The sequence below is a fragment of the Pandoraea commovens genome (assembly GCF_024704525.1).
Classification (GTDB): Bacteria; Pseudomonadota; Gammaproteobacteria; order Burkholderiales; family Burkholderiaceae; genus Pandoraea; species Pandoraea commovens.
Genome location: NZ_CP102780.1, coordinates 1 through 24,984 on the forward strand (window position 1 = coordinate 1; position 24,984 = coordinate 24,984).

Consider the following 24,984-nt stretch of genomic DNA (forward strand, 5'->3'; position numbering starts at 1 on the left):
ATGAACGACTTCTGGCAACACTGCGCGACCCGTCTCGAACAAGAGCTCACGCCTCAGCAGTTCCGTACCTGGATCAAACCGCTGGCGCCGCTCGATTTCGACGAACAGGCGCGCACGCTCAAGATTGGTGCGCCCAACCGCTTCAAGCTGGACTGGGTGAAGAGCCAATTCTCCGGGCGCATCCAGAGCATGGCGTCGGACTATTGGAATGCCCCGATCGAAGTGACGTTCGTCGTCGATCCGAAGGCCAGTTTGCGGGTGCCCTCTTCCACGACGGTGACCCCGCCGCCGACACCGAGTGCCGCGCCCGCCCCCGTGCCGACGACTGTCGCGCGCGCCAACCCGACCGCTGCCGCAGCCCACTCGGCTGTGGCAGGCGCGAATGGCAGCCATGCGGCAGATGCCGTAGCGCTCGACGGCGAACGTCCCAATCTGGAAGCGAGCGAAGCCGAAGCCGTGCGCCGCAACTGGCGTGTCACGCCGCAGGAGCCCGCACAAGTCGGCGAAGTCGAGTCGATCTACGAGCGCTCGAAGCTCAACCCGGTACTGACCTTCGACAACTTCGTGACAGGTAAGTCGAACCAGCTCGCCCGCGCGGCCGCGATTCAGGTGGCGAATAACCCGGGGACTTCGTATAACCCGCTGTTCCTGTACGGTGGTGTCGGTCTGGGTAAGACCCACTTGATCCACGCCATCGGCAACCAGTTGCTGGCCGAGAAGCAGAACCCGCGCATTCGTTACATCCACGCCGAGCAGTACGTTTCCGACGTGGTGAAGGCGTACCAGCGCAAGGCATTTGACGAATTCAAGCGCTATTACCATTCGCTCGATCTGCTGCTGATCGACGATATTCAGTTCTTCTCCGGCAAGAGTCGTACTCAGGAAGAATTCTTCTATGCGTTCGAGGCGCTGATCGCGAACCGTGCGCAGGTGATTATCACGAGCGATACGTATCCGAAGGAAATCACCGGCATCGACGACCGGCTGATTTCGCGCTTCGATTCGGGGCTGACGGTGGCCATCGAGCCGCCCGAACTCGAAATGCGTGTGGCGATCCTGATCAAGAAGGCACAGGCCGAAGGCGTGGGATTGTCGGAGGACGTGGCGTTCTTCGTCGGTAAGCACCTGCGCTCGAATGTCCGTGAACTGGAAGGTGCGCTGCGCAAGATTCTGGCGTACTCGAAGTTCCACGGCCGCGAGATCACGATCGAGCTGACGAAGGAAGCGCTGAAGGATCTGTTGACGGTGCAGAATCGTCAGATTTCCGTCGAGAACATTCAGAAGACGGTCGCCGATTTTTACAATATCAAGGTCGCCGACATGTATTCGAAAAAGCGGCCTGCCAATATCGCACGGCCGCGGCAGATTGCCATGTATCTGGCGAAGGAACTGACGCAGAAGAGCTTGCCGGAAATCGGCGAACTGTTCGGTGGCCGCGACCATACGACGGTACTGCACGCGGTACGCAAGATTGCGGAAGAACGAGGCAAGGATGCGCAGCTCAACCACGAGTTGCACGTGCTGGAGCAGACGCTCAAGGGGTAACGGCCAGCGAAGGCGCAGGGGGACGGGCGGGGTTGCCTGCATCCCTGTGGATAAGCTGGGTGCGGTTTGGGGGGAACTGGTGTTTTCGGGCACAATAGCGGATCGGCGCACAATGCGTCCCCGGCTCGTCCACAGCGTTTTCCGCCCTGTTATCCCATCTGCAAGCGATTGATTGATAAGGGAATCTTCGGGTTTTCAGCAGAAACTGGCACCCGTTAACAGTTACTACGAAGGATAAATATGCAATTGGTCAAAACTCAACGAGACAATCTGCTGCGGCCGCTGCAAATTGTGAGTGGCATCGTCGAGCGTCGCCACACGTTGCCGATTCTGGCCAATTTGCTGATTCGCAAGCACGGACAGGACATTTCCTTCCTGTCGACCGACCTTGAGTTGCAGATCACCACGACCGCTGACTGCGGTGCCGGCGCCGATGATGTGGCGACGACCGTGGCGGCGCGCAAGCTGCTCGACATCCTTCGCAACATGCCGGACGCCGAAGTGGCGCTCTCGCTGTCGGACAAGCGTCTGACGGTGCAGGCAGGCAAGAGCCGTTTCCAGTTGCAGACGCTGGCGGCTGAAGATTTCCCGACGGTGGCCGAAGCCAACGACTACGCCGCGAGCTTCGCGCTTCCGCAGCGTGCGTTCCGCCAACTGCTGGGCATGGTGCACTTCGCGATGGCGCAGCAGGACATCCGCTACTACCTCAACGGTATGTTGCTGGTGGTCGAGGGCGAGAAGATCGAAGCGGTCGCGACGGACGGTCACCGTCTGGCGTACTGCAATACGACGATTGCCGGTGAGAAGTTTGCGCGTCAGGAAGTGATCATCCCGCGCAAGACGATTCTCGAGTTGCAGCGTCTGCTCGAAGACATCGACGATCCGGTACAGATCGACGTGGCGCCGAGCCAGGTCAAGTTCCGTTTCGCGAACGTCGAGCTGGTATCGAAGCTGGTCGAGGGCAAGTTCCCCGATTTCAATCGTGTGATCCCGAAGGGTTACAACAAGAGCTTCGTGATCAGCCGTGAAGAGCTGCATCGTTCGCTGCAACGTGCGGCGATCGTCACGTCGGACAAGTTCAAGGGTGTGCGTTTCCTGGTGAGCGAAAACCAGTTGAAGATCAGCGCGAACAACACCGAAAACGAAGAAGCGCAGGAAGAAATCGAGATCGATTACACGGGCGAGTCGGTGGACATCGGCTTTAACGTGACGTATCTGCTCGACGTGTTGTCGAACCTGAAGGTCGAGCAAGTGAAGGTGAGCCTTGGCGATGCCAATTCGAGCGCACTGATCACCCTGCCGGACAACGACGAATTCAAATACGTCGTCATGCCGATGCGCATCTGAGCGGATATTCCGCCATACGCGCCGTCACATATGCGCGAAGGGGCCGAGCGCCCCTTTGGCGTTTCTAGAGAATTATCCTTTTGCGGGATAAGCGGCCTTCGGAGCGCCAAAAGCGTGCGGGGGGCGGCAGGTCATGAAGCAGTAATTCGTCAGCAATGACGCAGTAACCGGAAGATTGTCATGAGCGAACAGCAAAAGCAGGCCGAAAACGGCTACGGCGCAGCCTCCATCCAGATCCTCGAAGGTCTGGAGGCTGTACGCAAGCGTCCCGGCATGTACATTGGCGACACGTCGGACGGCACGGGCCTGCATCACCTGGTTTTCGAGGTGTTGGATAACTCGATCGACGAGGCATTGGCGGGTTACTGCGACGACATTCACGTCGTCATTCACGCCGACAACTCCATTTCCGTGACGGACAACGGTCGCGGCATTCCCACGGGCATCAAGTTCGACGACAAGCACGAGCCGAAGCGTAGCGCGGCGGAAATCGTGATGACGGAACTGCACGCGGGCGGCAAGTTCGACCAGAACAGCTACAAGGTGTCGGGCGGTCTGCACGGCGTGGGTGTGTCGTGCGTGAACGCGCTGTCGACCTACCTGAAGCTGACCGTGCGTCGCGACGGCAAGAAGCACTTCATGGAGTTCCATCAGGGCGTGCCGCAGAACCGCGAGCTCGAGATGGTCGACGGCGTCGAGACGTCGCCGCTGAAGCTGCTGGGCGACACCGACAAGCGTGGTACGGAAGTGCACTTCCTGGCCGACGAAACGATCTTTGGCAAGGTCGAATACCACTACGACATTCTCGCCAAGCGCATGCGCGAGCTGTCCTTCCTGAACAACGGCGTTCGTATTCGTCTGACGGATCAGCGCACGGGCAAGGAAGACGATTTCGCCTTTGGCGGCGGCGTGAAGGGCTTCGTCGAATACATCAACAAGTCGAAGACGGTGCTGCACCCGACCGTGTTCCACGTGATGGGCGAGCGCGACGGTATCGGCGTGGAAGTGGCCATGCAGTGGAACGACAGCTACAACGAAACGGTGCTGTGCTTCACGAACAATATTCCGCAGCGTGACGGCGGTTCGCACTTGACGGGTCTGCGTGCGGCGATGACGCGCGTGATCAACAAGTACATCGCCGAGAGCGAGATTGCGAAGAAGGCGAAGGTCGAGACGACCGGCGACGACATGCGCGAGGGTCTGACCTGCGTGTTGTCGGTGAAGGTGCCTGAGCCGAAGTTCTCGTCGCAGACGAAGGACAAGCTGGTGTCGTCGGAAGTGCGTGCGCCGGTGGAAGAGTATGTGGCGAAGGCGCTCGAGGACTTCCTGCAAGAGACGCCGAACGACGCGAAGATCATCTGCACGAAGATCGTGGAAGCGGCGCGTGCGCGCGACGCGGCACGCAAGGCGCGTGAAATGACGCGTCGTAAGGGCGTGCTCGACGGCGTGGGCCTGCCGGGCAAGCTGGCAGACTGCCAGGAGAAGGATCCGGCGCTGTGCGAAATCTACGTGGTCGAGGGCGACTCGGCAGGTGGTTCGGCGAAGCAGGGTCGCGACCGTAAGTTCCAGGCGATTCTGCCGCTGCGCGGCAAGGTGCTGAACGTTGAGAAGGCGCGTTTCGACAAGCTGATTTCGAGCGAGCAGATCGTGACGCTGATCACGGCGCTGGGCTGCGGTATCGGCAAGGACGATTACAACATCGATAAGCTGCGTTACCACCGCATCATCATCATGACCGATGCTGACGTGGACGGCGCGCACATCCGCACGTTGTTGCTGACGTTCCTGTACCGTCAGGTGCCGGAGCTGATCGAGCGTGGTTACGTGTATATCGCGCAACCGCCGCTGTACAAGGTCAAGCACAACAAGGACGAGCGTTACATCAAGGACGAGAGCGAGCTGGCGCAGTACATGCTGAAGCTCGCGCTGAACAATGCCGAGCTGACGCCGTCGACGGGCGCTGCCCCGATCTCGGGCGACGCGCTGGGCGAGCTGACGCGCAGCTATCAGCTGTCGGATGGTGTGATCGAGCGTTTGAGCCGCTTGTACGAGCCGTCGGTGCTGACGGCCGTGACCGAAGGCGTCGAGATCAATCTGGACACTGAAGAAGCGGCGGCGAAGTCGGCGAAGGCGCTGGAAGCTGCGCTCAGCAATGATCCGCTGGCCCCGGAGATCACTATCACGGCGGTGACGGAAGAAGTCGAGAACGCCGACCCGGTGGTTTCGCTGCGCGTGGACCGTCGTCATCATGGCAACGTGAAGGTGACGGTGATCGATCCGGACTTCCTGCAGACGGCGGATTACGCGCAACTGCTAAAGACGGCGGAAACGTTCAAGGGTCTGATCGGCGAAGGTGCGACGATCAAGCGCGGCGAGCGCTCGCAACCGGTGACGAACTTCAAGTCGGCCATGAAGTGGCTGATGGCGGACGCCGAGAGCAAGCTCTCCAAGCAACGCTATAAGGGCCTGGGCGAGATGAACGCGGAACAGCTGTGGGAAACCACGATGGACCCGTCGGTGCGCCGCCTGCTGCGCGTGCAGATCGAAGACGCGATTGCAGCGGATGGCATCTTCACGACGTTGATGGGTGACGATGTTGAGCCGCGTCGTGCGTTTATTGAGAGCAATGCGCTGCGGGCTGGGAATATTGATGTTTGATTGCGTGTAGATCGCTCAATAGCGAAAAAGAGCCCGGAGATTCTCCGGGCTCTTTTCATTTCCACCGCCGTAGGGCGCCAGAGTAAGTGCGACTGGCGCCACAGTTTTGCGACTGTGAGACGGAGTTTGTGCGACTGACCTATCTCTGCCCGCGTCTTTTCCCCTCGAGCGGCCAGCGGCGGAATCATAATCCGCAGGTCCGGGGTTCGAATCCTTGATTCGCCACCAGTATTGAAAGGCTTCGCGGCTTACGCCGTGAAGCCTTTTTCTTTTACCAGCCTCTGTCGGTGCAGTTACGGTGCAATGCGCGGTGCAAACCTCCACGAGAGAGCACTTGATATCACTGACCAAAACCCCGTCCGTAACCTGGAAGGCCACCATCCGCTGCGTTGGCTGGCCGACTGCGGCGAAGATGCATCTGGCCTCACTATGCCGACCTTCCTGTTAAGCCTAGGCACTGGACACTCGGTTAGCAGTGTGTTGGAGCTACGTCGCATTCTGGAGCTCTAGTGAACTGTGATCTTGGTCGGCTTGGTGGACTGTTAACGCTCTGGCTCGCAAAAGATCCACGAATGGCAGCGTTCAACGAGCAGGCGGTGCGAGTCCTGCTCGCTAAGATCGACGACGCACAAGACGAACTCCGGGTCGTGATGCAGACGATCCTGAGGGCGGAGTAGCTCGGCCGGTGTGAGAATCGATGCTCCTCTTCCCCGTGCTGATACGCGAGCCGACGGCGCGGCCCTGTCCTACACCAGCTATGTCCGTTTTGGTTGGCGCGCTCCGGGCGCCGCTGCGCTGTGGCTCATGACACCCAATGCACGCGTCCTCGCCGAACCCAAAAGTGCGAGCGGCAACCGGCATTTCTCCACACGGAGGGATGCAGGGTCGGACGATTGGCTTCAATCGCGAGTTTCCAACGATTCTTGGAGGCTGGGGAAAGCGATAGCTCGATCACCTCCCCGCAGCCACACGGGCACATCATGACAGCGGCCCAAGGCTCGCCCTCATCGATCATGCGAATCAGTCGACGTCGTGTGATTTTTTCTGGCGGCTCATCGCCATGCGCATCGACACAGATAAAGTCGCCTCGGAACCAAGCTACCAAGCTCTCCCAAGAGCGTGAGACCAGTCGTATCAACGACATCGCAGATCCTCGAGTGCGGGCAAGCCAAGGAGGGGAAATTCCAATCCGCGACCGGCGTGCGCTTGGGGCGTGGCTTGGAATGACTCTTCGGCGAGGTAATCATGCTCCTCGGCTGCCAGATCAAACTTGGTTCGGGCGTAGCACGAATTGGGTTCCAAGCGGTAGCGGTAACGCCTAGCGATGAACTCCTGGACGACGGCGCTGGCCGCGCGCATGTTCAACGTGATCACTGACGGTGCTTCTTCGTTGGCGCCGGGCATATAGCCCTCCCCTACCAGCTGCTTGTAGGCCTCGGGGTCTCGCTCGCGCTTTTCCTCTGCTGCCAAGCGTTGGGGCGTGTAAACACCCCGGTCTCCCAAGCTCGATCGCTTGGGCTGGACGTAGTCCACGCGGCCGCTGATATTGGAAATCGCCATTTCGCCATTAGGGTGGTAGACGGGAATGGAGACGCCCACGTCGAAGAGGGGTTGGACCATTGCAGCGGCCAAGCGGTCAGCAATGTGCCTGCCGCCAAAGCTGTCCACGCAGGAAAAGATGATGTCCGCCTCGGCCACTGCTTCGATCGCCTCACGCGTGCCGATCCGGAGCGGGAGGACCTCGACGCGTGCAGACGGATTGATTCGCGCCGCAGCATCCTTGAAGACATCGACCTTCAAGCGAGCCGCATCGGCATCGGCCTTCGTAGAGTTAAGGATTCGGTTGAGATTCTTGTTCTCGACATGGTCGTCGTCGATCCCGATCAGCTCACCGACGCCCATCCGAAGGAGCTGCTCAGCTACGACGCTTCCCGTTCCCGAGATGCCAATGATGGCAATGGAGAGGCGGGAAAGCTCTTCGCGCATTGCAGCGGAAAACGCTAGGGGGCTGGCCGCGTTGGGGGCCGCATTCCAGTACAAACGCAGATCGTCACCATAGATCGCGACGAGGTCGATGGGGTGGGGGCGCATCGTATCGTCGTAGAGTCGGGCTTTGACCCCGCCGTCCGGCAGCATGATTGCCGTGCCATGCCACTGGCCGCACGCATCATCGGCGTGGCCATAGGGGTGGAGATAGGGCATGAGCTCGCCGTCGGACGCGTCGTCGAGCCGGGAAAAGTCGGGGTAGCCGCTTGGGTGTGAATGGATCAGCACCAGGGACAGTCCGCCTTGCGTCGAGCGGTCGAGCCAGGGATCTAGCACCGCACTTGGCCAGGTGAGACGATCCTCCTCCCGCACGCACAACTCGTGCGGCACGAGGACAACTTCACGCACCAGAAGCTTCAAACGCCTCCCGCGCATCCGCGTGCACACGAGGATGGCGGCTGCTTCCTTGCCGTCCCCAGGGAATAGGTGGGCCATGACTCGGGCATGGTCCACGCCCGCCACCACCAGTGTGCCGCCGCGGTTCACGCCCCGACCTCCCGGGTAATCGCGTGCTCGATCAGGGCGAAGTGGGACTCGAGGTTATCGACCCCAGGAGTCCACTCGCTCCCAGCGCCACGGTGACGGGACCACCGCTGGAACTCGGTGCTGGCGATCAACTGACGGTGCTCTGTCTGGGGCGGCGCAGCCCCGTTAGCGGTGAGATGGGGATTGCAGAAGAACATGTCGAGCTGGGCGCTGGGATAGCTTTCGGGGATCTCAACGGCGATAGTGCAGCGAGGGGCATTGTAGCCAGCCGGAAGCGGGTGGCCCTCTACGATCAACCAGCGGCCGCCGTCGATAATGGTCTGCCAACGCAACCCAGTGCTTGTGAGGAAGGAAGCATCCTCCGGGAGCAGGCTGAAATCGCGGCGCGCATCCTGGGTCCCGTCGCCGTTGTCGACGTTAGCGGGGGCGACGCTCAGGCGCTCGACACCGGGCTGGCTCAGATCCAGGACGTCGTCCATGCCGACCGGACGGATGGCATGGTCCTTGACCTTGAACTTGACCTCCCAGGACTTGGAGACGTCGAAACCCGCACGAATCAATGCGTCGCGGACGATGACCTTTGGCTGATCGAACTCGTAGTTCTTGTCCCGGATCTGCAGGCGCCAGCTTGGCTTCTTCGTGTAGAGGCGTTCGACGCCACGCGCCTCCAGGTCGATTACCTCTCCCGGTGCAAGCAAGCGATCTTCTTCGTCGGTGAGTTCGAACCACAGGCCCATCTGCTCGTTGACACGGCCGATGCGGCGGACCATTTCGACATCGAGGGGCCCCGCCCAGGCGTAACGCTCCTCGTCCAGCGTGAAATAGCGGACGCCATCGGCCTTCATGGCGAAGAACTCGGCCAACGGTTCGCGGGGCGGCAGGTTGATTACATCGCCGAGGGCGACCTCGTTCGTTGGCCCGCGCTCCGGCCAGTGGATTAGAGCGTAGTCGGCAGTCGGACGTAGTCGGGCTGCGGCCAGGATCTGCTCGCCGGTCGGGGTCGGGTCATTCAGTTCGACCACATCTCCATTAACGCGCACTGCTGTCTGTGCGCGCTCTGCGGTGTGATCGGGCGGTTCGCTGCTGTCGTGTTGAGTCATGTCGTTGGTCTCGGTGTGAGGACGAGTTGATCAGCCCTTCGGCGGGAAGGGGTCGTTGCCGTAGCTGTTGGAGTCGCGGATGCGGCCATCGGGACGGTGGATGACAACCTCCCCGCGCTCGCGAATCGCTTGGCTGCGGGCAGCCTCCGTGGCCTCCGCCTGGGTGCGATGGGTGCCGCCGACGCGGCTGGCACCCTCGGAGCGGGTGGCCCAGCCGGAGCCATGTGGAACAACGTGAACGCGCTTACTCATCTGAATCTCCTGGCGGGCCTATCCCGCGTTGGATACATCAGACCATCAAACGGGGAAAGTGTCAATAATGCAATCATTAAATCAACAATGTTTGTATAACAAACATCAAAGTGTTTGTGATGTTGACATCAACCCCTGCCTGGGGTAAACATTGCTTATGCGAGATGAAGAGATATATGGCCTTTTGGGGCGCGCGATCGCCGAGCGTCGGTCGAAAATTGCGCTGACACAGCGTGAGCTGGCATCGATGGTTGGCGTGTCTCGCGCCTCTATCGCCAATACGGAGCGTGGTAGGCAGACCGTATCGGTTCACAACCTCTATGCAATCGCTGCAGCTCTCCAAGTCGACAGCCTGGCAGAGCTTCTGCCACCGCTCCCGCAAAGAAGCTCACCCATCGACATCGAACTGAAGTCATCCTACGAGTCGGTAAATGCGAGTGAAGCGGCGAGCGTTATGAAGTTGATTGACAGCATTTCAAAGACGGAAGGTGCGAAGGTGCGTAAATGACTGACGATCGCAAGGCGAATCCAGTGATGGCCAGAATGCGGGCGCGGGAGGTCCTTAGCCAGGCGGGGATATCAAAGGCCCCGGTGCCTGTCGAACGCTTGATCAAAAAGCTGTCGATCGTGTTGCGTCATGAGGCCTTGGACGAGGATCTCTCCGGCATGGCCTACATCCAAGGCGGCCTATCCATGATCGGCATTAACGCGAGTCATCATCCCAACCGACAGCGATTCTCTGCAGCGCACGAATTGGGCCATCACATTCTGCACAGCGTGGAAATCACCGGGACGGTCCATGTGGACAAAGGCGCCACGAGAATGTTGTTGCGCGATGGGTCCTCGTCTTTGGGCGTGGATCGCCTCGAGATAGAGGCCAACGCGTTTGCGTCCGAACTGTTGATGCCTAAGGAGTTACTTGTGGCTGAAGTGCGCGGTGTTCCGATCGATGTGGAAGATGACCAGCAGGTTGAGGAGCTGGCCAAGAAGTTCAAAGTGAGTACGCATGCGATGCGCTTGAGGTTGCTGGGTCTGTTGAGCGAGCAGCTCACAGCATGAGTTTCGTTTTTTACGATACTGAAACCACTGGTCTATCCACCCGATTTGACCAGATCGTGCACTTCGCTGCGATCAAGACCGATGCCGAATTGAGGGAAGTTGATCGGTATGAAGTGCGCTCGCGTCTGCGGGCGCATGTCCTGCCGCATCCCGAGGCGATGTGTGTTAGCGGTATCGGCATCCATCAATTGCTCAATCCCAGCTTGCCTTCGCATTACGAGATGGCATGCGAGATTAAAGCCAAGCTGGACGCATGGACGCCTTCGATTTTTGCAGGATACAACTCGATCCGGTTTGACGAGGAGCTTCTGCGCCAGACACTCTTCCAGACGCTGCATCCGGTGTATTTGACCAGTCTGCGCGGAAATGGGCGCGCCGATGTGATGGGGCTGGTCTTGTCGGCTGTGGCGTCGGCCCCTCACTGTCTTGTCGTGCCGACTGATGCATCGGGCCGTCGCAGTTTCAAGCTGGCAGATATCGCGCGAGCAAATGGCATCGTGCACTCCAAGGTGCATCATGCGATGTCCGATGTGGAGGCCGCGCTAGAGCTCTGTCGACGATTGAGGGAAGCGGCTCCTGATGCATGGCAGTCGTTCGTGCGTTTCTCCAACAAGGCTGCAGTAGCCCACTTTGTCGACGGCGAGGATGCCTTCGTGCTCACGGAGTTTTTCGGCGGTAATTCCTATACCTCGCCCGTTGTCTTGCTGGGGCAGCAAAGCGGCATGGTAAACGGGCGCTTGTGCCTGATTCTTGGCGCTTCAACCCGCGGCATTCTCAGCGCTTCCGTGGATGAGCTTGGCGAGCTCCTGTTCGAAAAGCCATCGCCCATACGTCGCATTCGAACAAACAGTGCTCCTGTGCTGGCGCCCCTATATGAGTTCGAAGATGGGCGATTCGATATGGATATAGATGATATCGAGGCGTTGGCACGCGAAGTCCGAGCGGACACAGCGCTTTGCGCGCGCCTGATTTCGGTCTTCGAGTCCCGCGATAAGCAGTGGCCCGCATCGGCGCATGTCGAGGGGCGGATTTATGACGGATTTCCATCGCCTTCTGATGAAGGAATCATGGAGCGCTTCCATCAGGTGGGCTGGGAAGAGCGAGTACGGTTGCTGGATCGGATTGCAGATGAGCGTTTCCGCATACTCGGCGAGCGCTTGGTTTATCACGAGGCACCGCAAGAGCTTAGGCCAGATCAAAGGCATCGCGTGCTCTCTGGGTTTACGTTCAAAACGGGAGATTCACCAGATGGCCCGCTGTCGCGCGAAGGCGCAATCGCCTACATCGATGAGATGAGGGGGAAAGCCCCAGCGCACCATCTGGCTCTGCTGGATGACTATCGAGCATACTTGGTCCAGATTGGATCGACGGGGGTTTCATAGGTACTTAACCATGCTGCGTGTAATTTCGTTTACTAGCACGCCATGCAGGGACTGGCAGCCGACAGAGCATCCAGCGCTCGGGTGCTGGACAACAATCGGTTGCTTGAGAGGATTCGATGGACGAATTCGGCGCAGCGTAAGCCGAGAGCGATCTCTAGAGCACCTGAGTGCTTCGCCTCTATCGTCGAGCAGCACGTCATCCTCGGGATCCCGGAAACGCACCGGCGGATTGGCTTACCGTATCCCGCGATTCGCACGCTGCACTCGCGTATCGAAACTCTGGGACTAAAAGAGGAAGCTGGTGCGGAGCGGCGGTTGTCTGAGACATTGCAGCGTCTCATCAAGGCTGCATGCATTGATCGATCAGATTTTGCGCGTATCGGCCTCGCAGTTGATATGGAATATCAGATCACCCCATTGGGGGATTCCATTGCGCAGTGGCACATCCAGCAACAACGCTTCTCCGGCGAGCCTTTGGCCGCAATCCAGCGGGCTTTCATTTCACAGCTCACTCTTATCGCGGATGCTGCAGCTTCGGCGAAATCTCCAGATGAGTGGCGCATCAACGTTGCACAGCAAATGAACTATGCCTTACGTGAAACGTTGTGGAACCAACTCTTGTCCGCTATATCCTGAAGCAACAGGATCACGCTTAGGGGAAAATATGAGCCGAGAAAAAGCAGTGCGGCCGGAATTAATCTGACTTGCATTCTTATCCTGATCCGCTCAGGCGTTGAATGATGGTGTTGGCATTGATTTTACGCTGTGAGAGCTATCAAGGGCATTGTTCGCCAATCCTCCGGCAGTTGATGCGTTACGTGAGCGTGGTGAGCAGGCCCGGGATCTTATGTCGACACCGATTGCGCGATCAATCACGGCCAGAACATGGGCCACAGCTCGTTCGATAGCCACTTTCCGACAACGCATGCTGCAAAGGTGCGACCGCTCCGACGATGCAATGGCCAGCACTTTCTACAACGACGCTCGTCGCCCCGCAGCTGACGCGTTCGTCTGGTTTCACTCCGACTTCACCGAGATCCTCTTCAAGTCGTACTTTCTGAGATTCGCGGAAATGGCTCGAATTTGCGCGTTTTTCATCGAAACGGATGCAAAAAAATAAGTGCGTGAAATTTTTGCAAGTTTGATCGAAGCCCGCTACGCTCGTCACATTGATCATCAACAAATGCGAGACGAGTGTTATGAGCGCGCTCGGCGATTTCATTCGAGCTAGAAGGAAGAAATTAGGCCTAACGCAGACGGCGTTGGCTGCGCGTGTCGGCGTGGACGACACATATGTAAGCGCCGTCGAAACCGGTAAACGCACTCCGGATGGCGAGCAATTCCTGGAGTTGGTAGCAGCCGCGCTTGAGCTTAATAATGACCTCAAGCGTGATCTAGCTGCCGCTGCTCGCAGATCTCAGCGCATCTTTCGACTGCCTGCAGAAATCTCCGTGCACAAGCATGAGGTTCTTCAAGCGCTGGCAATGGACATAAGACTTTCCGACGACGATATGAGTGCATTCGCCGCGATACACGCTGCGCTTGCGCGCAGCCGCACGTCGGAAAGGGTGGATACCCGAGAATCTGTGATAGGAGGTCCTATGTAACGAAAAAGCGCCACAAACCGGAAGGCTTGCAGCGCTTTTCGGGTCCGAATCGACGACGACTCAGCTCCTAGACAAAGCCAAGTCTCCGCCTCTTCGACCCTAGCGTCAAGCTCTTCTTTTCCTCTTCAGTTTGCACCTGGAGGGATTCGATCAATCTCGATCGAATCCTTGACCGCGTTCGTCCGCAATTCCGTGCGCTTCCGCGCGGCAATCGTCGGAAATGTGGTGCAAATCCATCACGTGAGCGTCACATCAAGACGCGACGGAGAGAGCTCGTGCCTAGAAAATCGAAGACCGCTATTCCCCCTCCTTCAACACGCCGTCCGCGCCGGATCGTTACGGTCTCGGGCCGAGGCGTTCGAGGGAGATTCCCCAGCCGAAAGTCCCCAAAGCCTCCTCAGTTCGAGAGCCTCGTCGAAGAGATGATGCTGCACGTTGTCGAAGTTGCACCGATGGTGAAGGCGATCACCACGCAGCCCTGTGTTTTCGAATACTTGGAAGGCGCCCGCATTCGCCGCTATACACCGGATTTAGCGCTCGATACCGCGGTAGGAGCGTTCTACGTGGAGGTCAAAGACGAGACCTCGCTAGTAGAGGGCTCCAAAAATGTCGAGAGACTGAGAGTGGCGCTGAAGCATCTGAGGGAGTGTGGCGAGCGCCTGTTTATCGTGTTGAGAAGTGATCTGATCGAAAACGATCTTCAGTGTCGGCTCAGGCAAATACTCAGAATGCGGCCGATTCGGCAGAGGCATCGAGCGGCTATCGACGCGAGTCTCTGGGACCCGGAAGGCGGGACAACTCCACCGGCAGACATCCACGAACAGTGGGAGAGCGCGAAGCGAGAGTGTGACGTCTTGCTCCGTCGGATCATGAAGCGCGATCCGGACGGTCTTCTACCGCAGCAAGCTCGTTGATCGAGGTATCCATCATGGCAAATTTCACGAAGGACCAAACGATTTTCCGTGGCGACGCGAAGTTCCGCATCGTCCGAATTCAGAACGATGTGGCTCAGCTCGAGAACACGGTGACGGGAGAATTTTCAAGCCACGACGAAGCCGATCTGTTGGAGGAGTACGTAAAGGGGTATCTCAGAACCATCAACACCAAGAAGTATCAACGGGCTCCGAAGCCAAACTCGATAAATGACCTGGCCCGAGCAGCCTCGGGCGCTGATGTCCAAGGGGACTTTGTGACTCGCCGAAGGGTCAACTACCTGGTGATGCTCGAGCGCATGGGGGCATTCGAGAGTTCGAGATTGGCGCTTCACGATGCGATTCATGCCGTTGCGGTGGACCTTTCGGATCCAACTCCACCACATGAAACGACGGTGTACCGATGGCGTCGCAAATATCACCTCGCTCATCGCGATATCCGCGCATTGCTGGATCAATCGGCACGTCGCGGTGGGAGGGGAAGATCGAGGCTTGATCCAATCGTAGAAGGCATCATTCATGAGAAGATCGAAACTACATTCCTCAATAACCGGCGAGGTAAGCCAGAGGAAGTGCATAACGCCGTTTTCTTGGAGATACAGCGCCAAAATACGATGCGTATCGAGTCCGAGTGGCTCGAAGTCCCGGGTCTTCGAACGATTGAGCGTCGCATACAGGAGATTGATGCTTATGACTTGGCTGTAGCTCGGTACGGTGTTCGCGAAGCTAAGCGTCGGTTCGCGGATCAACATCAGGCCCGTCAGGTATCGCGGATCCTGGAAATCGTCGAGCTTGATCACACGCCAGTCGATCTCATGGTCACCGACGAACACGGTGTTTGCATCGGCCGACCAATGTTTACCGTCGTTATCGACCGCTTTTCTCGGTGCGTGCTTGGGTTCTGCTTCAGTCTTGCCGGGCATGGCGTTCACGCAGTGTTCGAGGCGCTGCGGCACGCGATGATGCCGAAGAGCTACTTGGGCGAGGCGTTTCCAGAGCTAGATCTGGAGTGGCCGTGTCATGGATGGCCAGAGCGTCTACTGATGGACAACGGTCGGGAAATGCATGCGTATGCCGTTGTTGATGCATTGACCAACCTCGGCATAATTTGCGAGTACGCAGCGTCTCGAACACCAAACGACAAACCGTTCGTCGAACGCTTCGTAAAGACGTTCAATTACTCCTTCATTCACACACTTCCCGGTACCACACTGGCAAAGATTGGCGACCGCATCGGCTTCAAAGCTGAGGATGAGGCTTGTCTGACGTTGGAAAAGCTCAATGAAATGGCGCACACGTGGATTACTTCCGTGTATCACGTCAGACCACACAGGGGACTGAACGGACGCGCACCGCTTGATGTCTGGAAGGAGAGCGCAGCCGTATTCCCTCCTCAGTTGAAATGCAACGCTGAAGATCTCAGCATCGAGTTCGGCAGTTACACGGAACGTGCCGTCCAGCATTACGGCATTGATCTCAACACATTTGTTTATAGTTCTTCCGAGCTGCTCGCGCTTCGCAGGATGTTGCCCGTCAATCAGAAGGTGCATGTCAAGGCACCGTTTGAAAATGCGGGGCAGATCTGGGTGTGGAATCCTATTGAATCGCGCTATTTCGCAGCCTACAACAAAGACGATAGGTACGTCGGCCTGACGATTGAGCAGGCCAAGGCGCTAACTAAGCAGTCGCATCCCCTAGACCCGCACCAACGCACGCGTGCGAGCGCTGAGGAACGAATCCGTGAGCAGAGTGGCGATGCGATGCGGGCCAAGGAGCTGAAGACTCGCAAGCGTGGCGCGCGCCAGGCACACATCACGTCTAAGAGCATCAACCGTCCTCAACTTCCCGCGCCGGAACTGGCACCGATCCAAACTCCGAATTCGCTGGTGGGCGACGACGAGCTTTACGAATTTGCCGTAGACGTCTCCGGCGAAGGGGACCGCCATGACAGCTAACACGTCCCTGAAGGCTACTGTTACGAACATACGATCGAACTTTATCCACTTCCACCACGTTAAGCACTTGCTCGCCAGGCTTGAGCGCATGTACGAGTACCAATGCTCTAGCGACGAAGCCGACCACCTGATGGTGGTCGGGGAGTCCGGTGTGGGCAAGTCGACGCTGCTCGAAAAATATGTGACGAAACACCCTCCCATCCAGCACGAGGAGTTTACGGAAGTTCCCGTTCTCTATGTGCCGCTGGGACAGTCTCCAACCCCGAGGATCTTGGCTAGCACCATCCTGCAGCGACTGGGGGATCCGAAGTGGAATCTGGGGCGCGAGATCGAGCTGACGGCACGTCTGGTCTTTCTCATCAAACAGTGCCGCGTGAGAGTCGTCATCATCGACGAAGCGAATCATCTGGTTGACCGAGGCGGCGAGAAGACCCTCCATACCGCAGCTGATTGGCTCAAGCGCCTAGTTGATGCAACGCGCGTGTCGTACGTGATCGCAGGTATTCCACGTGTGCGGCGGTTGCTTGCGACGAACGATCAGTTGCGAGACCGATTTCGCGAGGTTGTAGAGATAGATCGGTTTTCCGTGGCCACGCAGTTCACCGAACGTGAGTTCCGAAGTGTACTGAAAGTCTACAAAGGGTATCTCCGACAACTCCCGACGGTGGACATCGCGAGCGGCGCATTTGCGCAACTCATGGCCTTCGCCACCGATGGTCGTCTTCGCGACATCCGTCGATTGCTTGTTCGTGCTGTGGAGCTAGCGTACGAGCAGCAGAGTCCTAGATTGACCGACTTGGTCTTGGCAGAAGCTTTCCGCGCAGTCATTTACCCAGGATCGCCGGACGATCGAAATCCATTCCTCAAGGCATTCAATATGATGCCGCTCGTGAAGCTTGATGAGCCCTTTTCTCCAGTGGAGCGATGATATGAGCGCTGCGAATTACATCGGCTTACCCCTTTGCCGTCCGAGCCCATATTCCGACGAATGGTCCGAGACATATCTATTTCGAGTAGCGCGCGCGAACGGCATCTATCGTCCTCGCATGAGCGACATTGAGCGCCTCCGGCCCACGCTGAGCACAACAGCTTCAAGCAGATCAGACGGCTACCCGGTTTGGACGGAGACGACGTTACCGCGCTGGAGCGTGGTTACTCGGGTCAATCCGATTCGATATTGCCCGCAATGTATGGTCGAGTCCCGATACATTCGCGCACGATGGCGGTTGACCCGACTCGATGTATGCACCCTGCATGGAGTTCGCCTAAAGGATGACTTGGCCGAACCTGTGATGACCAAAGGATACCGGCAGCCGGACAAGCACTTCATCACTGAGGTAACGGACGAACAGCTGTGGGAGGGGGCGCTGTGTCCGATGCCCTGCGAAATGCGTCACGCACAGCGGCTGTGGTCCGGGTTCGAGCAATTGCTCAATGGTGGCAATAACGCCGCAGCGTTTGACGAGCTCGTCTACATCCTGTTTTTGGAAGCTATGCTGGATGCGATCGCGACGACGTGCGAGGAGGCTAGATCGGAGACGTTTCAGGCGCCTCGATCGGCTCACATCGCGGAGCTCGCGGATCGCTTTCAGCTTCCGATAGAACCAAACCAAGAAGGTCTTCGGCAATTCTTGATCCATATTGAACGTCCCTCGCACCGAAACGCGGTGCTTGCGAGACTACGCCGGATGCTTCTTGACGAAGCTATGCGCCCCACTTGCCTATCTACGCTGCCCATCGCAGAGCTGCGGCAAGAATTCTTCATGGGCGGGTACCTAGCGCCTCGCACTCCGACGCGCACCGCACTCCATCCTGCTCGAGACATTCCAGACGGCTATATCAGTTTCGAATCCGCTGTAGCTCTCATCGGATGCTCATCTGAGATGTTGCGGCATCTAATTCACCATAACGTTTGTCAGGGTTCGCGCACCGTTCTCAATGGAATTCGACGATATACCTATTTGCCAAGGGCCGCGGCACAAGAGTGCCGTCGTTGGTACGCGTCTCTCGTTACGCCAGGCAAGGTTCCCCGAGAGCTTAATGTCGACCATCGAGCGTACGTGGCGCTTAGAAGTATGGATATCCTGCGACCTATTGTGGTGGAGAGCTCCACTTACTTCCGGAAGGCTGATCTGGTTAGCGTCTGCCAGCGCTTGGAGGAGATAGCGCGTCCGCATCCGGGCGATGCTGAGCCCACATACTCCCTGTTCGGAGATTGGATGGCGTGGCGTGGAGGTACCAGGGCGTTATCGCTGAAAATCGTGAGGGAAGTGTTCAACGGGGATCTCCCCGTCTACCGGAAACTGGATTGCCCCGGATTGTCGGCGTACTTCGTTGACGAAACTGCGGTAAGACGGTTGCGCGAACTGCGGCGAGTCGAGGGCGGGCGAGCGCGCAAGCGGCAAATTACTCATGGCCAGCTTTCCTTGCTACCGCAATGAAGCCATCTTCTACCTATGTTACCGACTGGCGAGCGCTGGGGATGCGGTTGTTTCACGGCCGCTTCCTGGTTCGCCCGTGCGCCCATCTGGACGAGAGCTATCTTGGCTATCGATTGAGAGCGGCGGCGTCCAACGGGCTATCTGACCCTCGTTGGATGTTGCCAGTCGAAAGTAGATTGCCGAAGATGCACGGCGCTGCACGATGGTGCCCTCTTTGCTTAGCTGCTGCCAACGGATACTGGAAGGAGGATTGGATTTCCGGGCCAGCTGCGTGCTTTGAGCATCGTTGTTGGCTAACGTCGATCTGCACGGGATGTCATCGTGCCTTGCGCTGGAAGCAGGCGCGACTATCGACGTGCATTTGCGGCGCGTCACTGACGCTCGCGAAATTTGAGTGGTTGTCACAGGACGTGGGGTGTCTGATCGATGACATATCAGAAGGCGACGCTCGCGATCTATCCGTGGCAGACCGGTGGGAGCTCGCGCGCTTTCTCGGCGCATTGCGTCTATTCGGGCTGCGGGGAAAACCGCAAAAACGAGCGTCGCGTAGGTCTGAGGATACGGAAAAAAACGTCGTAACGGCGGGGGCACCACTCGTCATAGACCGCAATGTTTGCTTTGAGCTGATGGATCGCTTACGAGTGCCGCAGGCAGCTTCAATGTGCGTTCCACTTTTGTCGGACGCGTTTCCCCACCTGCTCGCAATGTTGCGTAAGCAATTGGCCGTCGGGGCGAGAGGCTGGCTGTTGGAATTGCTGAACGACTACGTCGAATACGCTATGTCCAACGGAGACGCGTTGCTGTGGGAAAGGAAAAGCAGAATATCGTCCCCGGACCTGCGTTGCGGAGAGATGCCGCGCAGCTCCTCGATTGCCCGAATTATTAGGCAAACGGGAGAGGTGGTACCGGTGAGACGAACCAAAGCTGGGCGACGCAAGTTTGTCGTCGATGACGCTAGCCTTCAACGGATGCGGAAAGTACAACGTTCTTTACTTTCTGCAAAGGCTGCGGCTCGATACATTGGACTTTCCTCGACGCGCGTTCGCGAGCTGGTGAGGTTGGGGCTGATCGATGGCGTAGAAGGTCGCATACGCAAGGACTCACTCGATCGCATGGTGAGTCGTATCGCATCCGTAAGCACCGAGAACAAGGAGCTTGTCGATCCCGTACGTTTGGGAGAAGCGCTTCGACGATACGTCCCCACACATGCGTCCGAAGTGTTCTTTGCGAAACTGACCTTCGGCGCTATTCGGCTCGTTGCTGCGGGTACCGTTCTGGGAGACTTCGTTGTTGAGCGGGGCGACGTGCTGGAAAGTACCCTTGGTAACGTGACGGTCTGTGATCAGGTATCCGTTGTTGAGGCAGCTCGGCGCATTGGAGTAAAACAGGAGGTGATGTATCACCTTGTTAATGTGGGTCTAGTGCGCTGTCAGTCTGGGAGACTACGAACGCGTTCCGCGCGCACGATTAGTCTCACGGAGCTTGCGCGATTCAGACATCGCTTTCAACCACTAGTCCACGTCGCTCGAGCGCATGGCGTCTCGTCGCGCTCCGCGTTGTGTTGGGCTCGCGCGAACGGTATTGATGTCGTTTCCGGACCATTGGTTGACGGTGGACGGCAGTACTGGATTCGAACTAACAGTTCGTGAGCGCGCGAAGCTGGTCACACACGATCGAATGCTTCTCCGACTTTTAGCAATACAGAACCGAATATTGGGAAATGCGGCCATGAAATTGCTGATACTTTCTGATTTGCACAACGAATTCGAGCCATCCGTAGTCGACGCGGAGGCGCTAGCTCGAGCTGACGTTGTCATTCTGGCTGGCGACATTCACACGAAAGATCGAAGTGTGAAATGGGCCCTTGAACTGACCAGCGTTTCCCCGATGCCCGTCCTCTTGGTGGCTGGGAATCACGAGTTTTATGGGGGGCATTTTGATGGTGCCCTAGAAAAACTACGTGCGGCAGCGGCTGGCACGAATGTGAGTTTCATGGAAAATGACGAACTGGTGTTGGACGGCGTCAGGTTCCTTGGTTGCTCGCTGTGGACGGATTTCAAGCTGTACGAGGGCGAAGTGTCTCCCGGGGTGAGCATGCGAGACGCTCAAAGCTCGATGAGCGACTTTCGCTTGATTCGAGCGACCTCCTCGTTTCGAAAGCTCTATCCAATAGACACTGTTCGTCGCCATGAGGTCTCGCGCGCATGGCTGCGCAATAAACTAGCCGAACCGTTTGACGGCAAGACTGTCGTCATTAGTCACCACGCACCATCGATTCAGTCAGTTGATCCTGAGTACGATGGAGACTCGCTGACACCAGCGTATGCTTCGAATCTGTCTGATTTAATGGGCCCTGCCGTCGACCTATGGATTCACGGGCATATGCATACGAGTTTCGACTACATCGAGTCCCCGAAGGGTGATGTCGCGGGACGCGGGACGCGCGTCATTTGTAATCCGCGCGGGTACTCGCCGCGACACCTAAATCCGCAGTTCGATCCCGGCTTAATCGTCGAGGTGTAAGTAAAAAAAGGACGCTAGGGTGCAGCGAAGATATTTCGCGCGGCATCCACCAGGCGGGACAGCTTTGAACTTGGCCAAAGAGAAGGCACTCGATCAAACAAATCAAGCAGGTCAGCAGGTTCTGCTAGACCGGAAAGACCAGTGCTAGAGACTGGGACCTAAAACGCGCGGGAGCCGCTCGGTCCGCTAGGTCGGGGATGCCGATTGAGATTGATCGAGGGAAACTGTTGCGATGATCGACTCAAATTCGGGAATTATGTCTGGTTGATAGCGATCGATGAATTTCCTTACGGCATCGTTCTCCATCAACCTCGCAAGATAACCCTTGGCAATTACAAGATTCAGAACATCTTGCCCATATGTCTGTTCGACGAGCTTGTATTGGGTTTGAAGATTTCCCATCTCATGCTCCATGATCGCCATTTGCTCCACGGTGACTCCTGTGAGCTTCGTCGGCTTCTTCTCTCCGACGAGCAGGTTGGCCGGTGTCGCGACGAAAAGCGCCTCGACATATGGAACCGTGATGTTATTGACGGAGCTCATGAGCTCGACGCATTCGATTTGCCGTGTCGGTTTCATCTTTCGCAGAACACGGGATATTTCAGGCGAGAACTCTCGATCCTTCAGCAGCTCGATGGCCTCCGGGCATAATCCGTCGAGCAGACGAATCTTGCGTCGTATCAATGAGACGTCTACTGCGAGCGCCTTTGCCAGCCGCTCGGGTGATATGCCGCGCTCTACAGCGCGGCATATCATGCGATGCTCCTGAATTGTCGAAACTCGGTTCAGTCTATTGTTGTAGGTGTAGCTTTCGTCATCGGTCGCCTCAAGACACAAGACGTGCGAGATCTTGAGTTGCTGAAGTGCGAGCAATCGCAGGTGGCCGTCGAGCAGCACGTAAACGTCCTTCGATGCACCGTCGGCCCGAGTCACCGACAGTGGCTCGATCAATCCAACTTCCTGAATGGAGGCAAGAATCTGCTGGAATTTTCGAGAGGTCGAGGTTCGTTCCTGCAGCTTCTTTGACAGCAGTACATTTTCGACTGGAACCAAAATCGGTTCGGGTATAAAGCCGATAGGTACCCCACTCATCCTGTGCTCCCACTCGGCCAGACGCGATCGGCCAGATATTTGGGTAATGTAGCCAAACCTTCCGCTCGCAGTAGGTTGACGAAATTCTCGTCGGAAAATAGCTGACGTAGAGCGCCCACCAGGAAAAGTAAGCGTTGTTGCGTAAACTCGGCTTTTCTCACGATTGCCCGTTGTCGCTCAACTTCGCGCTGGTAACTCCGAACGAGGCTCGAAGCACTGACATTGCTATTGCCACGCGGCGCGCTTCGGCTGGCTGATCGACCCAGTGTCTTGCGACGCTCAATAACGCGCCGCGCGTCAATGAGCTGTCTGCCGCGTAGTTTTCCGGATTCGTAGGCGGTTTGTAGCGCTTCTTGAACTGCTTCATCGCTATCTCCTGCACCCACAATGTCTAGTGCCGTGTTCAACGGTACTCGGCCTTGTTCGACCGCGACCAACAGCCGCTCTTCGCCATGACTAAGCAGATTCAAAATCCCGCGAACATACCATTGCGTCAAGCCAGTCTTTTCAGCGATTTCTTTTGATGAGTAGCCTTGGGCGGAGAGCTGCCTGATGCCAGCGAGCAGTTCCAAGGGCCGATGTTGGCGGCGCGCAATGTTCTCCGCCAAGCTCATGATGAGCGCGTCTTCATCGCTTACATCCACTACCAACGCCGGAATGGTCGACTCACCGAGTGAAGTAAATGCCTTCAGACGACCTTCGCCGCAAACAAGCAGAAATCTCTCGGTTCCATCGGGGCCTGATCTTGGTGTAACAACGATGGGTTTCTTTAGGCCGATTTTCTTAATATTCCCGACGATATCTTCAAAAATCAGGTTGTTTCTATCACGCGGATTTAGTATCTCGATCCGATCGATTGGAATGATTCGCAGCTGTGGATTGTTCATGCGGCCCTCCGCAATCGAGCACGCTGTGCCATGCCGTAGAGATATTCGAGCGAGTCGAAACGGTAACTCTCAAATTCCATGGCGTTACGGTCCCGAAGACTGATTTTCGGCATACCAAAATCGAGCCTTGGAAGAAGGTAGTAGTCAAGTGCAGTCGAGTTTTCGTGGTCGAGCCGAACGGCCACAGTTATGTCGGGCAGCAAACTGGCGTCGAAGCGAACCTTCCAGAAATGGTGCCCGTTGAGCTGGATCTGACAGCGGGCCAAGACAATTGAGCAAGTAAATTCGCGATTGACTGTGAGTACGTCAGTGGCGAAGTCCCGCTCGACACTGCCTCCGAGATCCGCGATTCTGCCTTCCGTCATCGCGACGATTTCCGGATGGAGTTTTCGAAGAAAACGATTGGTCTCGATGTAACGATAGTCGCGATCAGGCGTAAATCCTACGGTTTGATATGCGCGGATTAGACTTCCAAAACGATACGCATAGACCGACGCAGACGGCATGCCATCGGTTTCATCAATTATGACCCCGGACAGGAATCCGCGGCTCTGATAGAGTTTTCTGAGACGCTCGATAAGTTCTTCACTCGAGTACCTCCGAGCTCTGGCTCGCATGATGCCTTGCGCGGTGTAGAACGTTTCACTCGGAACCACCGCTTCGAATGCGTGCTCCTTTCTTATCCACAAGTCAGGCGGGTTCACGATCCGTAGCATCTTCAGCTTGAACGACACTCGGTTGTAAACGTTGTTACCGATGTACTTCTCGTTGGTAAGTACTTCTCGTACCGTCGATCGAGTCCAGTCGCGTCCAAGATCGGTGCAGACGCGCATGGTGTTCAGACGCTGAGCGATCTCGGACTCCGTCAATGAGTCGTCGATGAACCACTGGTAAATGAGCTGGACAATTCGCACCTCATTTTCTGGGCCAGGCACGAGAATGACGCGATCGGTTTGCAGGCTTTTATGTTCGCCTCGCTCGAGATGCGCTTTGATAACACCATGCTGGTCGATCAGAACACGTCGCAAGCCAAAACCGGCGGGCCCGCCCTGACGATAGCCTAGCTCGATCAGCCGACATTGCCCGGCAAAAACCTTGGTTGAGAGCTCGCGACTATACTCGCCTGCCATCGCACGCTTCACACCTTTGACGATCGTGGAAACGGGAGAGCCGTCGTTTTCGAATTGCTCGGCACAGTACAACACTTTTATACCTGCACGACGGCAGAGATACTCGTAATATGCGCTCTCGTCCGAGTCCTGAAATCGTCCCCAACGGCTAACGTCGTAGACGAGGATCGTGTCGAAGTCCGCCGCCCCGTTCTCGACGTCACGGATTAGTTCCTGCAGACCTTGTCTTCCGTCGATCTTCAAACCGCTCTTGCCCTCGTCAGCATAGGTTCGCACGATCGCGAGCCCACGTTGAGATGCGTATTCGCGTATTCGTGCGCGTTGGTTTTCCGTCGAGTACTGTTGGTGCTCGGTTGACATGCGCACGTACTCGGCGGCACGCAACTGATCTCCCGGTGTTGGCCCGGCTAGGGCTTCGCGATCGAACGACATGAGTTGGTTCCAACACCATGACCACGCAACGATTGCTCGTAGTTCTTCATGCAAAGGGATTAACGACGAGCGGCTATGAAGCCACATTAGCAGAGACGACACGAAAATTT

At 57.2% G+C, this 24,984-nt stretch carries 20 protein-coding genes; 12 read left to right on the forward strand and 8 right to left on the reverse strand.

Going from position 1 to position 24,984, the window contains the following annotated elements; translation table 11 throughout:
• From dnaA to gyrB, 3 genes are all read left to right on the forward strand, one after another.
• Positions 1-1,545, forward strand: coding sequence for a chromosomal replication initiator protein DnaA (dnaA, locus tag NTU39_RS00410; RefSeq protein ID WP_257958936.1), 1,545 nt, complete (start codon positions 1-3; stop codon positions 1,543-1,545).
• A gap of 240 nt (positions 1,546-1,785) precedes the next feature.
• On the forward strand, positions 1,786-2,892 hold the full coding sequence (gene dnaN, locus NTU39_RS00415; RefSeq protein WP_046290265.1) for a DNA polymerase III subunit beta: 1,107 nt from the start codon (positions 1,786-1,788) through the stop codon (positions 2,890-2,892).
• Between the two features lie 180 nt (positions 2,893-3,072).
• Positions 3,073-5,550, forward strand: coding sequence for a DNA topoisomerase (ATP-hydrolyzing) subunit B (gyrB, locus tag NTU39_RS00420; protein WP_257958937.1), 2,478 nt, complete (start codon positions 3,073-3,075; stop codon positions 5,548-5,550).
• Positions 5,551-6,352: 802 nt separating this feature from the next.
• Here gyrB and NTU39_RS26960 read toward each other — a convergent pair.
• Genes NTU39_RS26960 through NTU39_RS00435 form a run of 4 tightly spaced genes read right to left on the reverse strand, consistent with a single transcriptional unit; the run spans position 6,353 to position 9,434 of the window.
• Positions 6,353-6,694, reverse strand: a complete 342-nt coding sequence (locus NTU39_RS26960; RefSeq protein WP_373275344.1) for a ubiquitination-like system serine protease family protein — start codon at positions 6,692-6,694, stop codon at positions 6,353-6,355.
• Positions 6,685-8,082 carry a ThiF family adenylyltransferase gene (locus NTU39_RS00425; RefSeq protein ID WP_257958938.1) on the reverse strand — a complete coding sequence of 466 codons (1,398 nt, stop codon included), beginning with the start codon at positions 8,080-8,082 and terminating at the stop codon, positions 6,685-6,687. The genes NTU39_RS26960 and NTU39_RS00425 overlap by 10 nt, the downstream gene beginning before the upstream one ends.
• The gene (locus NTU39_RS00430) at positions 8,079-9,182 is read right to left on the reverse strand and encodes a multiubiquitin domain-containing protein (RefSeq protein WP_257958939.1); all 1,104 of its coding nucleotides are present in this window, start codon (positions 9,180-9,182) and stop codon (positions 8,079-8,081) included. The genes NTU39_RS00425 and NTU39_RS00430 overlap by 4 nt, the downstream gene beginning before the upstream one ends.
• Positions 9,183-9,212: 30 nt before the next feature.
• Positions 9,213-9,434, reverse strand: a complete 222-nt coding sequence (locus NTU39_RS00435; protein WP_257958940.1) for a DUF2188 domain-containing protein — start codon at positions 9,432-9,434, stop codon at positions 9,213-9,215.
• A 157-nt stretch (positions 9,435-9,591) separates the two neighbouring features.
• Here NTU39_RS00435 and NTU39_RS00440 point away from each other — a divergent pair, with 157 nt between their 5' ends.
• The 8 genes from NTU39_RS00440 to NTU39_RS00475 all read left to right on the forward strand — a co-directional run bounded on the left by NTU39_RS00440 (position 9,592) and on the right by NTU39_RS00475 (position 17,297).
• Positions 9,592-9,942 (forward strand): helix-turn-helix domain-containing protein, encoded by a 351-nt coding sequence (locus tag NTU39_RS00440; protein ID WP_257958941.1) that lies wholly within the window; start codon positions 9,592-9,594, stop codon positions 9,940-9,942.
• Entirely contained in the window at positions 9,939-10,493 is a 555-nt protein-coding gene (locus NTU39_RS00445) for an ImmA/IrrE family metallo-endopeptidase (protein ID WP_257958942.1), read from the forward strand. The genes NTU39_RS00440 and NTU39_RS00445 overlap by 4 nt, the downstream gene beginning before the upstream one ends.
• Entirely contained in the window at positions 10,490-11,875 is a 1,386-nt protein-coding gene (locus NTU39_RS00450) for an exonuclease domain-containing protein (RefSeq protein WP_257958943.1), read from the forward strand. Before NTU39_RS00445 ends, NTU39_RS00450 begins: the two co-directional genes overlap by 4 nt.
• A gap of 42 nt (positions 11,876-11,917) precedes the next feature.
• Positions 11,918-12,511 carry a hypothetical protein gene (locus NTU39_RS00455; RefSeq protein ID WP_257958944.1) on the forward strand — a complete coding sequence of 198 codons (594 nt, stop codon included), beginning with the start codon at positions 11,918-11,920 and terminating at the stop codon, positions 12,509-12,511.
• 563 nt (positions 12,512-13,074) lie between these two features.
• The gene (locus tag NTU39_RS00460; RefSeq protein ID WP_257958945.1) at positions 13,075-13,482 is read left to right on the forward strand and encodes a helix-turn-helix domain-containing protein; all 408 of its coding nucleotides are present in this window, start codon (positions 13,075-13,077) and stop codon (positions 13,480-13,482) included.
• A gap of 422 nt (positions 13,483-13,904) precedes the next feature.
• Positions 13,905-14,396, forward strand: coding sequence for a Tn7 transposase TnsA N-terminal domain-containing protein (locus tag NTU39_RS00465; RefSeq protein WP_257958946.1), 492 nt, complete (start codon positions 13,905-13,907; stop codon positions 14,394-14,396).
• A gap of 14 nt (positions 14,397-14,410) precedes the next feature.
• Positions 14,411-16,369, forward strand: coding sequence for a TnsB C-terminal domain-containing protein (locus tag NTU39_RS00470; RefSeq protein ID WP_257958947.1), 1,959 nt, complete (start codon positions 14,411-14,413; stop codon positions 16,367-16,369).
• Between the two features lie 88 nt (positions 16,370-16,457).
• Positions 16,458-17,297, forward strand: coding sequence for a TniB family NTP-binding protein (locus NTU39_RS00475; RefSeq protein ID WP_257958948.1), 840 nt, complete (start codon positions 16,458-16,460; stop codon positions 17,295-17,297).
• Positions 17,298-17,634: 337 nt separating this feature from the next.
• Here the strand turns inward: NTU39_RS00475 and NTU39_RS00480 are convergent, their stop codons facing one another.
• The gene (locus tag NTU39_RS00480; RefSeq protein WP_257958949.1) at positions 17,635-18,009 is read right to left on the reverse strand and encodes a hypothetical protein; all 375 of its coding nucleotides are present in this window, start codon (positions 18,007-18,009) and stop codon (positions 17,635-17,637) included.
• Between the two features lie 2,529 nt (positions 18,010-20,538).
• Between NTU39_RS00480 and NTU39_RS00485 the strand changes: the two genes are divergently transcribed.
• Positions 20,539-21,333, forward strand: a complete 795-nt coding sequence (locus NTU39_RS00485) for a metallophosphoesterase (RefSeq protein ID WP_257958950.1) — start codon at positions 20,539-20,541, stop codon at positions 21,331-21,333.
• A gap of 186 nt (positions 21,334-21,519) precedes the next feature.
• On the opposite strand, the gene NTU39_RS00490 is transcribed toward NTU39_RS00485, so the two are convergent.
• Genes NTU39_RS00490 through NTU39_RS00500 form a run of 3 tightly spaced genes read right to left on the reverse strand, consistent with a single transcriptional unit; the run spans position 21,520 to position 24,874 of the window.
• Positions 21,520-22,425: a plasmid partitioning protein RepB C-terminal domain-containing protein gene (locus NTU39_RS00490; protein ID WP_257958951.1), complete on the reverse strand. Its 906-nt coding sequence runs from the start codon at positions 22,423-22,425 to the stop codon at positions 21,520-21,522.
• Positions 22,422-23,312: a plasmid partitioning protein RepB C-terminal domain-containing protein gene (locus NTU39_RS00495; protein WP_150660772.1), complete on the reverse strand. Its 891-nt coding sequence runs from the start codon at positions 23,310-23,312 to the stop codon at positions 22,422-22,424. The genes NTU39_RS00490 and NTU39_RS00495 overlap by 4 nt, the downstream gene beginning before the upstream one ends.
• Positions 23,309-24,874 (reverse strand): recombinase family protein, encoded by a 1,566-nt coding sequence (locus tag NTU39_RS00500; RefSeq protein WP_257958952.1) that lies wholly within the window; start codon positions 24,872-24,874, stop codon positions 23,309-23,311. Before NTU39_RS00500 ends, NTU39_RS00495 begins: the two co-directional genes overlap by 4 nt.
• Positions 24,875-24,984 lie beyond the last annotated feature (110 nt).

What these genes read in the sequence shown, in the direction of transcription:
- dnaA (WP_257958936.1), top strand. Translation starts at nt 1, where the DNA reads ATGAACGACTTCTGGCAACACTGCGCGACCCGTCTCGAACAAGAGCTC.
- dnaN (WP_046290265.1), top strand. Translation starts at nt 1,786, where the DNA reads ATGCAATTGGTCAAAACTCAACGAGACAATCTGCTGCGGCCGCTGCAA.
- gyrB (WP_257958937.1), top strand. Translation starts at nt 3,073, where the DNA reads ATGAGCGAACAGCAAAAGCAGGCCGAAAACGGCTACGGCGCAGCCTCC.
- NTU39_RS26960 (WP_373275344.1), bottom strand. Translation starts at nt 6,694, where the DNA reads ATGTCGTTGATACGACTGGTCTCACGCTCTTGGGAGAGCTTGGTAGCT.
- NTU39_RS00430 (WP_257958939.1), bottom strand. Translation starts at nt 9,182, where the DNA reads ATGACTCAACACGACAGCAGCGAACCGCCCGATCACACCGCAGAGCGC.
- NTU39_RS00435 (WP_257958940.1), bottom strand. Translation starts at nt 9,434, where the DNA reads ATGAGTAAGCGCGTTCACGTTGTTCCACATGGCTCCGGCTGGGCCACC.
- NTU39_RS00440 (WP_257958941.1), top strand. Translation starts at nt 9,592, where the DNA reads ATGCGAGATGAAGAGATATATGGCCTTTTGGGGCGCGCGATCGCCGAG.
- NTU39_RS00445 (WP_257958942.1), top strand. Translation starts at nt 9,939, where the DNA reads ATGACTGACGATCGCAAGGCGAATCCAGTGATGGCCAGAATGCGGGCG.
- NTU39_RS00450 (WP_257958943.1), top strand. Translation starts at nt 10,490, where the DNA reads ATGAGTTTCGTTTTTTACGATACTGAAACCACTGGTCTATCCACCCGA.
- NTU39_RS00455 (WP_257958944.1), top strand. Translation starts at nt 11,918, where the DNA reads ATGCAGGGACTGGCAGCCGACAGAGCATCCAGCGCTCGGGTGCTGGAC.
- NTU39_RS00460 (WP_257958945.1), top strand. Translation starts at nt 13,075, where the DNA reads ATGAGCGCGCTCGGCGATTTCATTCGAGCTAGAAGGAAGAAATTAGGC.
- NTU39_RS00465 (WP_257958946.1), top strand. Translation starts at nt 13,905, where the DNA reads ATGATGCTGCACGTTGTCGAAGTTGCACCGATGGTGAAGGCGATCACC.
- NTU39_RS00470 (WP_257958947.1), top strand. Translation starts at nt 14,411, where the DNA reads ATGGCAAATTTCACGAAGGACCAAACGATTTTCCGTGGCGACGCGAAG.
- NTU39_RS00475 (WP_257958948.1), top strand. Translation starts at nt 16,458, where the DNA reads ATGTACGAGTACCAATGCTCTAGCGACGAAGCCGACCACCTGATGGTG.
- NTU39_RS00480 (WP_257958949.1), bottom strand. Translation starts at nt 18,009, where the DNA reads ATGGATCAAGAATTGCCGAAGACCTTCTTGGTTTGGTTCTATCGGAAG.
- NTU39_RS00485 (WP_257958950.1), top strand. Translation starts at nt 20,539, where the DNA reads ATGAAATTGCTGATACTTTCTGATTTGCACAACGAATTCGAGCCATCC.
- NTU39_RS00490 (WP_257958951.1), bottom strand. Translation starts at nt 22,425, where the DNA reads ATGAGTGGGGTACCTATCGGCTTTATACCCGAACCGATTTTGGTTCCA.
- NTU39_RS00495 (WP_150660772.1), bottom strand. Translation starts at nt 23,312, where the DNA reads ATGAACAATCCACAGCTGCGAATCATTCCAATCGATCGGATCGAGATA.
- NTU39_RS00500 (WP_257958952.1), bottom strand. Translation starts at nt 24,874, where the DNA reads ATGTCGTTCGATCGCGAAGCCCTAGCCGGGCCAACACCGGGAGATCAG.